This window comes from Robiginitomaculum antarcticum DSM 21748 (assembly GCF_000365025.1).
Taxonomy (GTDB): domain Bacteria; phylum Pseudomonadota; class Alphaproteobacteria; order Caulobacterales; family Maricaulaceae; genus Robiginitomaculum; species Robiginitomaculum antarcticum.
Map to the genome: position 1 here is coordinate 183114 of NZ_KB823011.1, position 14002 is coordinate 197115.

Genomic DNA, 14002 nt, shown 5'->3' on the forward strand with positions numbered 1-14002 from the left:
ATTATAACGTATTATGTCTCCGGCCCGCCCGTCGCCGACCGCAAAATTTGAGTTCTATGGCTGAGCGCAAGGGTTAAAATTTCTCTGAAATATCTAGCTAAAAAGATTGGCAAGATAGGTGACCTGTTCGTCAATCTCATTTCGATAGTCACACCGTTTACAACGGGCCTGCATTGTCTTTAATTTACGTAATTGCGCTTTCGCCTTGTCCAAATTTCCGTCTTGATACTCTAGAAGCGCGAGCCGAAAATAGGCATCGGAAATATCACGGCGTATATTCGTTGCCCGATAAAGCGTCGCTTTAGCATCTTCGAGTTTGCCTAATTTAATCTGCGATAATCCGGCCATGTAAAGCTGAAATCCACGGTCTTCACAGCTGCGCTGCGTCGTGCTTTCGTTTTTCTTAAAATTCTGACTGCGAATATCGGGCGTAGCCGTTGGCGGCGGCGTCGCAGCCGGGGTGACGCTCCCGCCGGCTCCGCTAATCGTGGGCTGGACAGGAGCGACGGCATCGGCTTCGATTTGAGCAGTGATTGAGCTGTTACGCGCGGCTTCAACACCGGCTACAAAATTGCGCTCCGCCCGAAGCGCGCAAAAGGCGTTGCGTTCAAATTCGACTTCGGCCGTTGCGTAGTCTCCCGCGATAAATGCTGAGATGGCCGGATCACGCTGAACCGTTCCTGTGGCTATTATTTCATCTTCAACCGGATTGGTCTGGGCCGCAGCAAATGGACTCAGCATCATCCCTGATAGGACTAACGTCAGAACTTTACGTCTCATCGTTTAATACCTTAATATGCATTTGTGACAGCGCTGTCATTTTATATCATATATTTTTATGGTAATCAAATTTTACATTGGAGGGGGTATTTTGACGCTGAAAATCAGAGTTCGGCTTTGCAATTTTGGTCGATAAAGTCCTGATGCCGGGGCATATGTTTAAGACAACTTTGCATGACTTTTTCCATTTGTGACATGCGGGTATCTAAAATGGTGTCAGGTAAAGCGTTGACAATCGGATGGTGTGAGCGGGGCACAAGACCCTGACCTTGCATGACAGCAAACCAGCTCACTTCATTAAAGAGCTCGTTATCATGCCGGTAAAGACGGGCATTTTCTTTGTACAGATCAAGACGCTCTTTCAGCGTGTCCGGAATATCCATAGTGCGGCAATAGTTCCAAAATGGACTGTCGTCACGATTGGTCACGTAGTAATGCGTAATCAGAAAGTCCCGAACCTGCTCATATTCGAGCAGGGTTCTGGAATTATAATAATCTATATTGGCCTGTGCGAAGGTTTTGTCCGGAAAATTTGTCATCAGTCGGGCGATAGCGGTTTGGATTAAATGAATTGATGTCGATTCAAGCGGCTCTAAAAATCCTGCGGCCAGACCCAATGAAATTACATTTTTATTCCATGATTTGTTTCGGATGCCGGTCTTAAATCTGAGGAAGTTAGGTTCTGAGACCGGCTCACCGTCTAAATCCGCATTTAAACTTTCCAAAGCCTTTTCGTCGCTCATGAAGTCGGAGCAATAGACGTGTCCGTTACCAATGCGCGATTGAAGCGGAATGCGCCATTGCCACCCGGCCTCTTTTGCCGTGGCGCGCGTATAGGGTGCCGGGTCGCCTGTGGCTTGACTGGCGCGCGCGACAGCGCGATTACAAGGCAAATAGGCACTCCAGTCCTGATATCCCGTTTTCAGAGTCTGCTCTATTAACAGCGCGCGGAAGCCGGAACAGTCGATAAATAGATCCGCGCTATAGGACTGTCCGTTTTCCAAAGTTAGGGTCTGGACATGACCGTTCTCAGGATTTTGCGTCACGCCTGTGACCTTGCCTTCGGTTCTCACGACGCCGTTCTTTTCGGCAAATTTACGCATAAATCCAGCATATAATGTCGCGTCAAATTGAAAGGCATAAGATATGGCGTTAAGCGGCGAGTTTTTAACGCTCATATCCGGACGCTGAAATTTTCCGGCCTTTGCCGCCAGGATTTGAAGATTATAATTCTCCAGCGGCGTTTGGCTTCCAAGCTGCTTATGCCTCAGCCAGAAATGGTGGAATCGAATGCCCTCCATATCTGCGCCATATGATCCAAAGGGGTGAATGTAGCGCTCGCCTAAACTCCCCCAATCCACAAATTCAATGCCAAGCTTGAAAGTGGCATGGGTATGCTTGACGAAGTCATCTTCGGACAAGCCCAGCAGCCGGTTGAAATAAACAATATGGGGTATCGTCGCTTCACCGACGCCCACGGTTCCGATAGCTTCGGATTCAATCAAGCGGATATTGATGGCTTTGTCCGGAATTAGCCGCGACAATGCGGCGGCGCACATCCATCCGGCGGTCCCGCCGCCCAAAATAATGATGTCTTTGATATTAGAATTATCCATATTACGGCTATCCTGCGCGAATTAATCTATCGTCGCCGCGCAATAGCGGGCGATAAACTCTTCATGGGTGGGCATATTTTGCGCGGCGCGCATCATGGCCATATGCATAGAGTCGAGGCTACGAGCTACATCTTGCGGCGGTAAAGCCGCGACAATCGGGTCGACGCTTTGGGGCATAATACTTTGCCCTAAAAACACGGCAACCCAGCTTGTTTTTGCAAAAAGCTCATCTTCATAGCGAAAGGCCCGGCCCGCGGCTTTGAACAGCTCAATTTTACGCTTTAGCGTATCGGGAACGTCCATTGTGCGGCAATAACTCCAAAACGGGCTGTCGTCGCGCTCTGTCGCTTTGTAATGTAAGATCAGAAAATCCCGGACCTGCTCAAAATCTTCGCGCATTAAGCGGTTATATTCATCCGAGACCGCTGCGGGGAGGCCGGCATCCGGAAAGAGCGAGATAAAGCGGCTGATGCCTTGCTGAATAAGGTAAATAGATGTGGATTCCAACGGCTCTAAAAACCCGGACGATAAGCCCAGCGCGATACAATTTTTGCTCCAAAATGTCTCGCGGCACCCTGTTTTAAACCGGATTTGGCGTGGATCGCCCAGCGCGTCACCGTCCAGCCCGTCCAGCAATATAGAGATGGCCTCGTCATCACTCATATAGGCGCGTGAATAAATGTGGCCATTTCCCGTGCGGCGCTGTGTTGGAATGCGCCATTGCCAACCAGCGGGTTTAGCAGTGGATCGCGTATAGGATTTAAGCGGGCCATTATGCGCGCTGGCGACCGTCTGCGCCGCGTCACAGGGCAGCCAGTGTGACCAGTCCATAAACCCAACGCCAAGCTTTTGCCCTAAGAGCAAAGCGCGAAATCCTGTGCAGTCGAAAAAGAAATCGCCTGTGACGGCAGTGCCATTATCCAAGCGGAGCGTTTCAATATGTCCGCTTTGAGCGTCTTGCGAAACGGCTTCAACTTTTCCTTCTATGCGTTTTACGCCGCGCGTTTGCGCATATTTACGCAGAAACTTCGCATAAAGCGTGGCATCAAAATGATAAGCATAGCGAATATGTGACAGGACTGATTTTGGATTTGAATCGGGCAGGCTGAACTTATTTTGCCTGGCCGCGACAGCGCACAGGCTGTAATCGTCTATGGGGTTGTCCAAGCCGTTTTTGTGACATTGCAGCCAATATTGATGAAAATCGATCCCGTTCATATCCACCCCGTGATCGCCGAACGGATGGATATAAGATTGGCCTTTGCGGCCCCAATCAACAAATTCAATACCGAGTTTAAAGGTCGCCTCGGTCGCTTTCATAAATTCGGCTTCGGGTATGCCAAGCAGCCTGTTAAAGTTAATAATATCCGGAATTGTGGCTTCGCCGACGCCGACCGTTCCAATTTGATCAGATTCGACCAGAGTTATGGACACGTCGTCCGGTGATAATAAGCTTGAGAGAGCCGCCGCCGTCATCCAGCCAGCAGTACCGCCCCCGACAATCACTAAATTTTTAAGTCTATTTTGCATTTAGGACGGCCTGTTGCTTAAATGTTTGCGCAACCCTTGCATATAAATATGATGGGGCGGAATTTTAGCGGCTAAGGTTTTTATGGCTTGCGACATAGTATTTAAATAACGCTCTAAGTCGCGCTTTTCATACCGGTCGGCGACGCGGTCATAACGCCCGGCCGTGCGTCTCATCCCGAAATGTAAAATCGTCCAGTCCTGCTCGTTAAACGGTTCCAAATCATAGGTTACCAAGACGCCGCGATCTTCAAAAAGAGTTAGCTTACGCGTCAGTTTTTCACCTAATGGCTGCTCAGACGCCTGTTTCCAATAGAGACTGGGCGTCGTTTCGCCGGGCGGGAAAAAGCTGCGGTTAAACATGTGCATATGGGAGATGTCATCATCAAAAAGGCGGTTATATTCGCGGCGTTCAACGCTCATATCCGCACTGACGGGGATGAGTCTGAGCAGACGCTCTATATCGCGCTGCAAGGCCCGTATGGGCGCCGTTGAGATCGGTTCTAAAATGGCTGCGGCATGTCCAATGCCCACGCAATTGCCCAGCCATGGCGCGTCTCGCCGCCCGAGCATGACGTCAGCTTCTGTTGTTACTGCGCCATTATGCGCCGCGCGCGCTGCCGCTTTGTCCTCAGGTGCGGAGACGCTCATATTTATCCGCCGTCCCTGCAACGCGCTCTCGGACACCCATCCATAATCCGTCCCATGGATATGCCGGCATGAGAAACCTAATACGGATTGCGCCTGATATGAAGACGCGCCGAAAAGCGCGCGCTTGCCCTGGTAGGCGCTGCCCAGCGCGTGAAGCAAGCTCGCCTTCGGGCCGGTGCAGTCAATGAACAGATCGGCCGTCAGTTTCTCGCCATTTTTAAGCGCAATTGAGCGGATGTGCCCGTCTTTAACACATACGGCCTCTATCGCCGAATTAGTGAGAACAAGGCCATGTTGAGTCGCGGCCTCTTGAAATACCCTACCATAAGTAAACGGATCAATTTGATAGCCGTATTCCGCCCGGGATAGCGGCGTATCCGTATTTGGCGGGGGATGCGCGAAGCGGCCGTTACGCGCCATGATAGACGGCATCAAAAAGGGCTCAATATTATCAATGTCAAGGCGGGCCAAGTGGTGATGAAAAGGAACGGAGTCCATAACGGGCAAGGGCAGGTGAGAGCATTGCACCCACTCTAAATTCTGCGGGGACCAAGCGGTGAATTGCGTGCCCAAACTAAATGAAGTGTCGCTGTTTAAGACAAGATCCGGTTCGTTCACACATGCTGCGAGGTTAAAGCCATAAGACTCCGGCGGGGTGGTATGGCCGTAAAATATATCACTGTCCTGATCACGGCCCGTGTCCAGCCACTTTATATCTATCGCAGAGGGCAGATTGGCCCGCAGAGCGGCGGCGCAGATTTGCCCGGCAAGTCCCGCGCCGATAATGGCGATGCGCGTCATCGGAGCGTCTTGCTGATCCATTGCGCGTGTCATCCTGACCTTTGCGCAAATGTACCGGACGCCGCGCCATAGCCTTGAATATAAGCGTCATGGCGCATGGCCCGGTCGACGCCGTCGCGCACAGCGCCGCGTAAGCTCTCGGCTTCGGCCTTAAGTCTGTCATGTGACAGCATATCCACGCGTGGATCGTAATGGGCCGGGATGAGGTTTTGGCCGATCATAACGGCGACCCAGCTGGCGGGGAGAAAGACGCCGAACTGATATTTCATAATATGTCCGCGCGTTTTCCACGCATCGATCTTAGCCTGCAAGCTGTCCGGCAGGGTCATATTTTGAAAATACTGCCACATCGGGCTGTCATCTCTTTGCGTCGCCACATAATGCAACAGCAAAAAGTCGCGAACGCGTTCGTAATTAAGGCTCATGCGGCGATTATATTCATCGCGATCTGATGTTCTCATATGCATATCAGGGAAGAGCTGGATCAGCTCCGTAATACCCTCTTGGATTAAATGTATAGATGTTGACTCCAGCGGTTCCAGAAACCCTGCTGACAAGCCTATGGCGACGACATTTTTGGACCAAAACGTTTTTCGCCGCCCGGTCTTGAAGTAAAGCTGCTTAGGGTCTGTTAAGGGCGCGCTGTTGAGTTTGCTGAGAAGATCGCCGGCGGCGGCGTCATCGGAAATGTAATCACTGCAATAGACATAGCCGTTACCCGTGCGGTGTTGTAGGGGTATACGCCATTGCCATCCTGCCTTGCATGCTGTGGCGCGCGTATAAGGCGGAAGATCGGTGAGGCGTTCACTGGCCACAGCAATGGCGCGGTTGCACGGCAGCCAGGGGCTCCAGTCTTCATAACCCGCCCTTAAGGCTTGCTCAATCAACAGTCCCCGAAATCCGGAGCAGTCTATAAACAGGTCGGCAGTGTGCCGGCTTCCATCCTCAAGCTGAACGGATTGCACATTTCCGTTTTGCGCATTTAAATGCGTTGTGACGATCTTGCCTTCTTTGCGGATCACGTTTCTGGACTGCGCGTAGTCGCGCAGAAACCGACCATATAGGCTTGAGTCAAATTGATATGCATACCCCAGCGTCGACTCAATCTGCCTGATATCTTCGCTCGGATGTCCGAATTTATTATTTTGCGCCAGTATGACCGGATAGGAGTAGCTGTCCAAACGGTGAGTGTTGCTATTTTGACACAGCTTCGTCCAAAAATGATAAAACTCAATGCCGTTGATCGGCATTCCAAAGTCGCCAAAGGGGTGAATATAGGCGTCCCCAATATTGCCCCAATCGCAAAATTCAATCCCGAGTTTGAAGGTAGCCTGCGTCGCCTTCATGAAGTCCTGTTCGGAAATTCCAAGTGTATTGTTGAAAAAACGAATGTGGGGCAGGGTGGCTTCGCCGACACCTACCGTGCCGATCTGCTCAGACTCGATGAGCGTTATATCTATATCTAAATCACTGAACTTATTAGATAAACCAGCCGCCGTCATCCAGCCGGCCGTACCGCCGCCAACAATGCAAATCGATTTAATGGGTGTCGGTGTCATTCACGATAATCTTTATTTAAGCGGATTGTAATTTTGAGTCATAGGTTCACACTCTCTGCTCAAATGCAAGATGCGGCGTGGTCACAATGGCGCGCTCGCCTTTAAACCCGATTTGAACTGTTCAGATTATGGCTGAGACGCTCGGGATGAAGAGTTACTAATTTGTAATTCTTCAATTGACAACGCTGTCAAATTAAATAGTAATCATAACATATAAAAAATTGACAACGCTGTCATGGCTCAAATGTCATAATAATTCATAGCCGAAACCTTCACAAAATCGGCTTCGTAGGGAGAAACATAGTGAAAATTGATCTGAATAAAGGTTTGTTCACGCCTAGCAAATTGGCTTTGATGGGCACAACAGCACTGCTTTTGGCGTTTACAGTGCCGATGGCCTATAGCCAAACCTCCGATGATGTCGATGTTATTGAAGACGAAGACGAAGTCATAGCGACAGGCATTCGTCAATCGCTGAAAACAGCGCGGGACTTTAAACGTAATGCGGATACAGCGGTTGATTCGATTACAGCATCAGATGTTTCGACGCTTCCCGACCTCTCCGTTGCTGAAGCCTTGGCCCGTATCCCGGGTGTTGTCGTTCAGCGCTTTAATATCTCTGAAGCCAATGGCGGCGACTTCCCGTCTCCGGAAGGCGGCGGCAATTTGATCCGCGGTCTGACGCTCATTCGCTCCGAATTTAACGGACGCGACGCATTTTCCGCTAATGGCGGACGCTCACTTGATTTCGGTACAATTCCGCCTGAATTGATTGGCGCTGTAGACGTCTATAAAAACGCAACGGCCGACCTGATTGAAGGCGGCATTGGCGGCACGATCAACCTGCGTACGCTTGAACCATTTGACCGTGACGGCCTGCTTGCCGTTGTGACGGTTGACGGGACTTACACAGATCTTCGTGAAGAATGGGCGCCGGATTACAGCGTCATTCTGGGTAACCGTTGGGATACCGGGGCCGGCGAATTCGGTCTTTTGGGGTCGTTCTCTTCATCAGAGCTTAAATCTGACCTTCATGGTTTCCAAATCGGACAAATTGTCCCTTATGCCACGCCAAATGGAACGACGATCGGCGTGCCCGCCGGCTTCCAGCTGCGAACCAATGACGTGGACCGTAAACGCGACAGCTACTATATTGCCGGTCAATGGCAGGATAATTCCGGTGATTTGAAAGTCACTGCTAAATATGCGCTTATTGAAAATGAAGTCGACAGTGATGAACGCACATTAGAGTTCTTCCCTGACGGTGAAAGCTGGAACCAAACCCAATTGATAGGTGATTTCACAACACAACCGTTTACATCTCCGGGTATTCCGCAGTGTAACGGATCTAATGATCCAACGCCGGCAAACCCATTCTGCGAAGTCACGCAACCCATTGATGGCGGACTTTTCGAATCCGGAGTCATCTCAAACGGCCTGCGCGACTGGACGGGTACAAATGGTACGTCCCCTGGCGCGCCGTTTACGAATTTGGGTATCCATCAAGAGGATCGCTCTAAAACAGATGACCTTAGTCTAAATATTAAATGGCGCCCGGCCGATCAATGGTATGTGAACTTTGACGCTCATAAAACGAAAGCGGAATTTGAGCGCAGCCGTCTCTGGGGTGGGTCACGTTTCTTCTCTGATTTCTACTTTGTGCCCAACCTTGATAATCCGCGTATTTATCTAGGCCCTGATCCAAATGGACAGATTAGCCCCGGTTTCCGGACCACAGGTGACGTTTCTACTAGCAATTCGATCAGTGATCCGGACAATGCATATCTCCTGTTTTCTGCGGACGAGTTTCAGGAAAATGATGGCGACCTTTACGCCGTCAGCGGAGACGTCGAATATGAATTCGCTAATCAGGGCTGGTTTGAATCCGTTAAATTTGGCGCACGTTATGCAGAACGCGAGCAGACCAATCGCGCAGCAGGCTTGAATTGGGCCGCTGTCGCTCCGCCTTGGAATGGTGGTTATGCGCCATATGCAGGGCTGAGTGATCCAACGGCTATTGAGCGCGTCGATTACTCTGATTTCTTCCGAGGTGGCGTCGTTTTAGGGGACAACACGCAAGTAATCTTCCCGGATCGTAACCTTCTCAGCAATTATGATGCTTGGGTCGATTTCATCTTTAGTGAACCGACAATTGCGAACCCTGCACCGGATTGGAACCCTCTGCGTGTTGACGGAACTGTCGACTATGACGGTAGCCTAAGAGGCATCGCAAGAGGGTCGATTGGCGACGTCAAAGAAGAGACATCAAGCTTCTATGCCCGCTTGAATTTCGGCAATGAATTCAACAATGGCATGTCCATTGATGGTAATGTTGGCCTAAGATATACGAAAACAGAGGTGTCCGGAAACGGAGCTCTTGATTATGCTGATTTCCGATCCTTAGGTCTGCAGCAAGGCGGCGCACCAACAGATAGTGACCTGCGTGATGCGCGTTTCACTCCTGAAACTGTTGCGTTCTTAGCTCAGGCGAGTGTAGATCAAAGTGGCGTATTTAACACCGATGATCGTTTCTTGCCGTCCGTGAACGTAAAGTGGAATTTAAACGATCACTCCCTTATCAGACTTGGGGTCAGCCAAAATATTACGCGTCCGCGTATTGAGCAGCTAAGATCAGGTCAGACTGCGAGCGTTGCTCGTCGCTTTGTTAGTTCTACAGATTTGACTATACCGCCTGAAGACCGCATCATTGATATTGTGCCATCACAGATCAATGTCTTTGGTGGCAACCCAGATCTTAAGCCGATTGAATCAACCAACTATGACGTGTCATATGAGAGATATTGGGGTGATCAAAATACGTTTAGTTTCGCGTTGTTCCAAAAGAATATTACCAATAATATTATTTATGATTCACAGACTTTGGACACGGTCACTTTGGACGGTACAGAAGTTGCCATTGTTTATAATGGCGACATAAACCAAGATAAGGCCGATCTTCGAGGGTTCGAAGTCGCTTATACACAATTCTTCGATGAGTGGATCAGCATATTCGGTAATTTAGGCGTTCAAGCCAACTACACCTATATTGATGCTGAAACTAACGCTCCGGCTCCTGTGATAGATGCCGATGGTGATGGGGCTCCGGATAGTTTCGAGCGTATTTATCGTTATGGCGTGACAAATTTCCTAGGTCTGTCAGAACACGCGGCGAACCTGATTGGGATTTACCAGGATGATAAGCTTGAAATGCGTCTGGCTTATAACTGGCGGTCAGATTATCTAAGCTCATATCGTGACTTCGTGACAGGCAATCCGATCTTCCAAGAAGAGAAGGGTTATCTTGACGGGTCATTCAAATATGACTTCACGGATAATTTCCAGTTCCGCTTCCAGGTTGCCAATATTTTGGACACCAAAGCGCAAGCGTCACAGCAAATTGACGCAACAGGCGCGCGGTATGGCCGGACAAGCTTTGTCGGCGACCGCCGGATCAAACTAGGTCTGCGCTACGCTTATTAGGGCGATTACATTGCCAAAACAAAAGCCGCGAAGATCAATCTTCGCGGCTTTTTTGTGTCTTAGATCTTAAATAAATTACTTGGGCTTGCTCAATGGTCCGGGTTTTTCTGTTTGGTATCGCCCCACAAACCATCAGAGAGCGTTTTGCCTGTCTCCAAAATTGATTTGAGATTTGACAATACGGCGGGCCAGCCCTGCGTAACGCCTTTATGCATGACGGAGTCTTTAGTCAGCTGGCTATGGGTCACGGTTAGTTTGGTATCCGGACCCAGCGCGACCAAATCATATGTGACGAGAGACGGCGCGGGTTCCAATGATTTACTGCCGGGCAGGCTGTTCCACGTCACAACGAGTTTGCGCGGTGGATCAGAGTCCAAAACCTGGCCGTGAACATCGACGATAGTAGAGTCGCTACTTGGAATATGCTCCCATTTAGACCCGGTTTTCCAGTCGGACTTATTGAGGTGTCCCCAATATTTTTGCGTAACCTCCTTATCAATTAATCCGTTCCAAACCGTTTCAATTTTCGCGGCAATATAAATAGTATAAACGAAGTCGGGGGCGTCGCCTTGGGGTTTGTCATCATAGGGCATTGCGTTTCTCCTCTTTGGTTTCAGATTCTGTTTTTAAATCGACGAGCATGTCCAAGCGCGCTTCTTCAAACCGACCGACCCAGCGGTGGACGATTTCAGCGATTGGAACGGGGTTGATAAAATGGAGCTTTTCACGGCCCTGCCAGTGGATCGTAATTAAATTTGCGGCTTCCAGAATTTTGAGGTGTTTGGAAACGGCTTGGCGGGACATGCTGAGTGTCTGTGTCAATTGCCGCAGTGTTTGCCCATTTTGATCAAATAACTGATCAAGCAAAATGCGTCGGGTGTCATCGGCCAGGGCTTTAAAGACATCACTCATATTATGAGTTATATGCAACCATATGGTTGCATGTCAAGGCTTAGATAAATACCAAGTCATTCTTATGCGTGTTTTTAGGACCCATCACATTTAAGGCGGGCGTTCCTCACATTTTGATTTTTAGATACGCCATGGCGGGAAACGTCTGGTTTTTCCGGCTGTATATATTCGTATTATATTGCCCGAGGGGTCAAATATGTCAGCTTCAAACCAGAGATAAGACTTCATTTCAGGGACAGCGATGGGCTGCAGGTCACAATCGGTGAGATAACGTTCGACATCATCAACTTCAAAATAGACAAGCGGCCCGTTTAAAGAGGCTTGCCAAGTGTCATCAACGCTGTGCAGGGATAATGTTGCAGGCTCGCCCCCGTCAGGCGGAGCCGGAAATTCAAAACGGCAATAGCGCGGCGCGCTGTCCACAATCAGCTTGAGCCCGAGCTTTTCATAAAATAAAACGCTCGCCGCCATATCTTTGGCGCCGAGCGTGACTTGATTTAAACGTAAGCCGGACAGGGGCTTATCCCATCGCTTTTTCGAAATTCTCGGCAATCGCTTCCAGATAGCCTGTCGTGGAGAGCCAGCCTTGCTGGTCTCCGACCAGAAGCGCCAGATCTTTGGTCATCTGTCCGCCTTCAATAGTGCCGACAACAGTTTTTTCCAGCGTCGTGGCAAATTTTGCCAGTTCTGCATTATCGTCAACTTTGGCGCGGTGGGCGAGGCCCCGTGTCCACGCAAAGATAGACGCAGTGGAATTTGTAGACGTGGCTTCACCTTTTTGGTGATTTCGGTAATGGCGCGTGACCGTGCCATGCGCGGCCTCGGCTTCCATGGTCTTGCCGTCGGGGGTGAGCAGAAATGAGGTCATCAGGCCGAGCGAGCCAAAGCCCTGCGCGACCGTGTCGGACTGTACATCGCCGTCATAGTTTTTACAGGCCCAGATATAGCCGCCCGACCACTTCATGGCCGCTGCAACCATATCATCGATCAGGCGATGCTGGTACTCACCGCCAAATTCCGCAAACTGCTCAGCAAATTCTGCGTCAAAGATTTCTTGGAAAATATCTTTAAACCGTCCGTCATATTTTTTCAGGATCGTGTTTTTCGTGGACAGATAGACCGGCCATTTGCGCGTAATGCCATAATTAAAACAAGCGCGCGCAAAATCGCGGATAGAGGCGTCAAGATTATACATACCCATAGCAACGCCGGGCTCTTTAAAATTATAAACGTCGCGCTCAATTTTCTCGCCGTTTTCGCCTTCCCATGTCATGGTGAGTTTTCCGGCGCTCGGGACAAGAAAGTCCGTGGCTTTATATTGGTCACCAAAGGCATGACGGCCAATGACGATAGGCTGCGTCCAGCCCGGCACAAGGCGGGGAACATTGCTACATATGATCGGCTCACGGAAAACAACGCCGCCTAGAATGTTGCGGATCGTGCCGTTCGGGCTAAGCCACATCTTCTTTAGGCCGAACTCTTCAACGCGCTGCTCGTCGGGCGTAATCGTCGCGCATTTAATACCGACATTATGCTTTTTAATGGCGTGAGCCGCATCGACAGTGATTTGGTCATTCGTTGCGTCGCGACTTTGGATCGACAGATCATAGTCAAGCAAGTCGATGTCCAGATAAGGGTTGATCAAACGATCAATTATCATGTCCCAGATGATGCGTGTCATCTCGTCCCCGTTCATGTTGACGACGGGATTGTTCACCTTGATTTTTGCCATAATGTCCTCTGTATAGGGTTTTAGAATTTGGCGCGCTCTTAACACCACACTGCGCCGCTGGAAAGGGCAGGCCGCCATGACTGATGAGAAAAAACAAGAGGATGCAGCGCGCGCGGCGCGAGCCGAAAAACGCCGCCGCCGTGATAAGACCCGCAAAGACCAAATGGGACAAGACCGCTTGGCCGAAAGCGCCGGGCCGCAGCCGGCTGTCATCCTCGTTGCGCCGCAAATGGGCGAAAATATCGGCGCGGCCGCGCGGGCTATGCTCAATTTCGGGCTGACTGATCTGCGCATCGTTAAGCCTCGCGATGGCTGGCCCAATGAACGCGCCTATGCTCTGGCCAGCGGGGCCGCGCCGCTGCTGGATAATGCAAAGCTGTTTGAGACCACCGAAGAGGCTGTCGCGGATCTGTCCTTCATCATGGCGGCAACCGCGCGGCGCAGAGAGCTGGAAATCCCCGTCATCGGTACGGGCGAGGTCGGCCCGCAACTCGTCAAATGCCAGAGGGGCGGCATTGCCAGCGGGATTATGTTCGGGCCGGAGCAAAGCGGGCTGACCAATGACGATGTCGTGCTGTGCGACTACATCCTGACCTATCCAATCAATCCGGCCTTTCAGTCGCTCAATCTCGCGCAAGCCGTGGCGGTGTTCAGCTATATATGGGGCAGCCGCGAGAGCACGGCCCCGCCGGACTTTTTCGATAAAGGCGAGCCACTCCCCGCGCCGCGCAAAGATTTGACGCGCATGCTAGAACATTTGGAAGACGAGCTGGAAAAAGCAGGCTTCTTCTACCCGCCGCAGAAAACGCCGCTCATGAAAAACAATATCCGCGCGCCACTGATTCGGGGGCAACTGACTGAGCAGGAAGTACGCACATTTCGCGGCATGATTAAAGCGCTAGCCAAGGGGAGGGGCGCGGCGCGAAAGTGAGATGCAAACGGGC

The 14002-nt window shown here is 50.5% G+C and carries 11 protein-coding genes; 2 read left to right on the plus strand and 9 right to left on the minus strand.

Annotation, left to right across the window (positions count from 1 at the left end; genetic code table 11):
• Nucleotides 1-93: 93 nt before the first annotated feature.
• From H142_RS0100920 to H142_RS0100940, 5 genes are all read right to left on the minus strand, one after another.
• Nucleotides 94-780: a tetratricopeptide repeat protein gene (locus H142_RS0100920; protein WP_156811844.1), complete on the minus strand. Its 687-nt coding sequence runs from the start codon at nucleotides 778-780 to the stop codon at nucleotides 94-96.
• A gap of 104 nt (nucleotides 781-884) precedes the next feature.
• Nucleotides 885-2396 (minus strand): tryptophan halogenase family protein, encoded by a 1512-nt coding sequence (locus tag H142_RS0100925; RefSeq protein ID WP_017930210.1) that lies wholly within the window; start codon nucleotides 2394-2396, stop codon nucleotides 885-887.
• A 21-nt stretch (nucleotides 2397-2417) separates the two neighbouring features.
• Nucleotides 2418-3926, minus strand: a complete 1509-nt coding sequence (locus H142_RS0100930; RefSeq protein ID WP_017930211.1) for a tryptophan halogenase family protein — start codon at nucleotides 3924-3926, stop codon at nucleotides 2418-2420.
• Nucleotides 3927-5408 carry a tryptophan 7-halogenase gene (locus H142_RS0100935; RefSeq protein ID WP_017930212.1) on the minus strand — a complete coding sequence of 494 codons (1482 nt, stop codon included), beginning with the start codon at nucleotides 5406-5408 and terminating at the stop codon, nucleotides 3927-3929.
• Nucleotides 5405-6934 (minus strand): tryptophan halogenase family protein, encoded by a 1530-nt coding sequence (locus H142_RS0100940; protein WP_017930213.1) that lies wholly within the window; start codon nucleotides 6932-6934, stop codon nucleotides 5405-5407. The genes H142_RS0100935 and H142_RS0100940 overlap by 4 nt, the downstream gene beginning before the upstream one ends.
• A gap of 303 nt (nucleotides 6935-7237) precedes the next feature.
• Here H142_RS0100940 and H142_RS0100945 point away from each other — a divergent pair, with 303 nt between their 5' ends.
• Complete coding sequence (locus tag H142_RS0100945) at nucleotides 7238-10414, plus strand: TonB-dependent receptor (protein WP_017930214.1); 3177 nt, start codon at nucleotides 7238-7240, stop codon at nucleotides 10412-10414.
• A gap of 89 nt (nucleotides 10415-10503) precedes the next feature.
• On the opposite strand, the gene H142_RS13835 is transcribed toward H142_RS0100945, so the two are convergent.
• From H142_RS13835 to H142_RS0100965, 4 genes are all read right to left on the minus strand, one after another.
• Nucleotides 10504-11007 (minus strand): SRPBCC family protein, encoded by a 504-nt coding sequence (locus H142_RS13835; protein WP_017930215.1) that lies wholly within the window; start codon nucleotides 11005-11007, stop codon nucleotides 10504-10506.
• Complete coding sequence (locus tag H142_RS0100955) at nucleotides 10997-11326, minus strand: ArsR/SmtB family transcription factor (RefSeq protein ID WP_017930216.1); 330 nt, start codon at nucleotides 11324-11326, stop codon at nucleotides 10997-10999. Before H142_RS0100955 ends, H142_RS13835 begins: the two co-directional genes overlap by 11 nt.
• A gap of 120 nt (nucleotides 11327-11446) precedes the next feature.
• Entirely contained in the window at nucleotides 11447-11878 is a 432-nt protein-coding gene (locus H142_RS0100960) for a VOC family protein (RefSeq protein ID WP_017930217.1), read from the minus strand.
• On the minus strand, nucleotides 11847-13058 hold the full coding sequence (locus H142_RS0100965; RefSeq protein ID WP_026147681.1) for an NADP-dependent isocitrate dehydrogenase: 1212 nt from the start codon (nucleotides 13056-13058) through the stop codon (nucleotides 11847-11849). The genes H142_RS0100960 and H142_RS0100965 overlap by 32 nt, the downstream gene beginning before the upstream one ends.
• Nucleotides 13059-13134: 76 nt before the next feature.
• On the opposite strand from H142_RS0100965, the gene H142_RS0100970 reads away from it, so the two are divergent.
• Nucleotides 13135-13989 carry an RNA methyltransferase gene (locus H142_RS0100970; protein ID WP_017930219.1) on the plus strand — a complete coding sequence of 285 codons (855 nt, stop codon included), beginning with the start codon at nucleotides 13135-13137 and terminating at the stop codon, nucleotides 13987-13989.
• Nucleotides 13990-14002: the final 13 nt, after the last annotated feature.

Coding starts and splice junctions, on each gene's coding strand:
- H142_RS0100920 (WP_156811844.1), bottom strand. CDS start 780: ATGAGACGTAAAGTTCTGACGTTAGTCCTATCAGGGATGATGCTGAGT.
- H142_RS0100925 (WP_017930210.1), bottom strand. CDS start 2,396: ATGGATAATTCTAATATCAAAGACATCATTATTTTGGGCGGCGGGACC.
- H142_RS0100930 (WP_017930211.1), bottom strand. CDS start 3,926: ATGCAAAATAGACTTAAAAATTTAGTGATTGTCGGGGGCGGTACTGCT.
- H142_RS0100935 (WP_017930212.1), bottom strand. CDS start 5,408: ATGACACGCGCAATGGATCAGCAAGACGCTCCGATGACGCGCATCGCC.
- H142_RS0100940 (WP_017930213.1), bottom strand. CDS start 6,934: ATGACACCGACACCCATTAAATCGATTTGCATTGTTGGCGGCGGTACG.
- H142_RS13835 (WP_017930215.1), bottom strand. CDS start 11,007: ATGCCCTATGATGACAAACCCCAAGGCGACGCCCCCGACTTCGTTTAT.
- H142_RS0100955 (WP_017930216.1), bottom strand. CDS start 11,326: ATGAGTGATGTCTTTAAAGCCCTGGCCGATGACACCCGACGCATTTTG.
- H142_RS0100965 (WP_026147681.1), bottom strand. CDS start 13,058: ATGGCAAAAATCAAGGTGAACAATCCCGTCGTCAACATGAACGGGGAC.
- H142_RS0100970 (WP_017930219.1), top strand. CDS start 13,135: ATGACTGATGAGAAAAAACAAGAGGATGCAGCGCGCGCGGCGCGAGCC.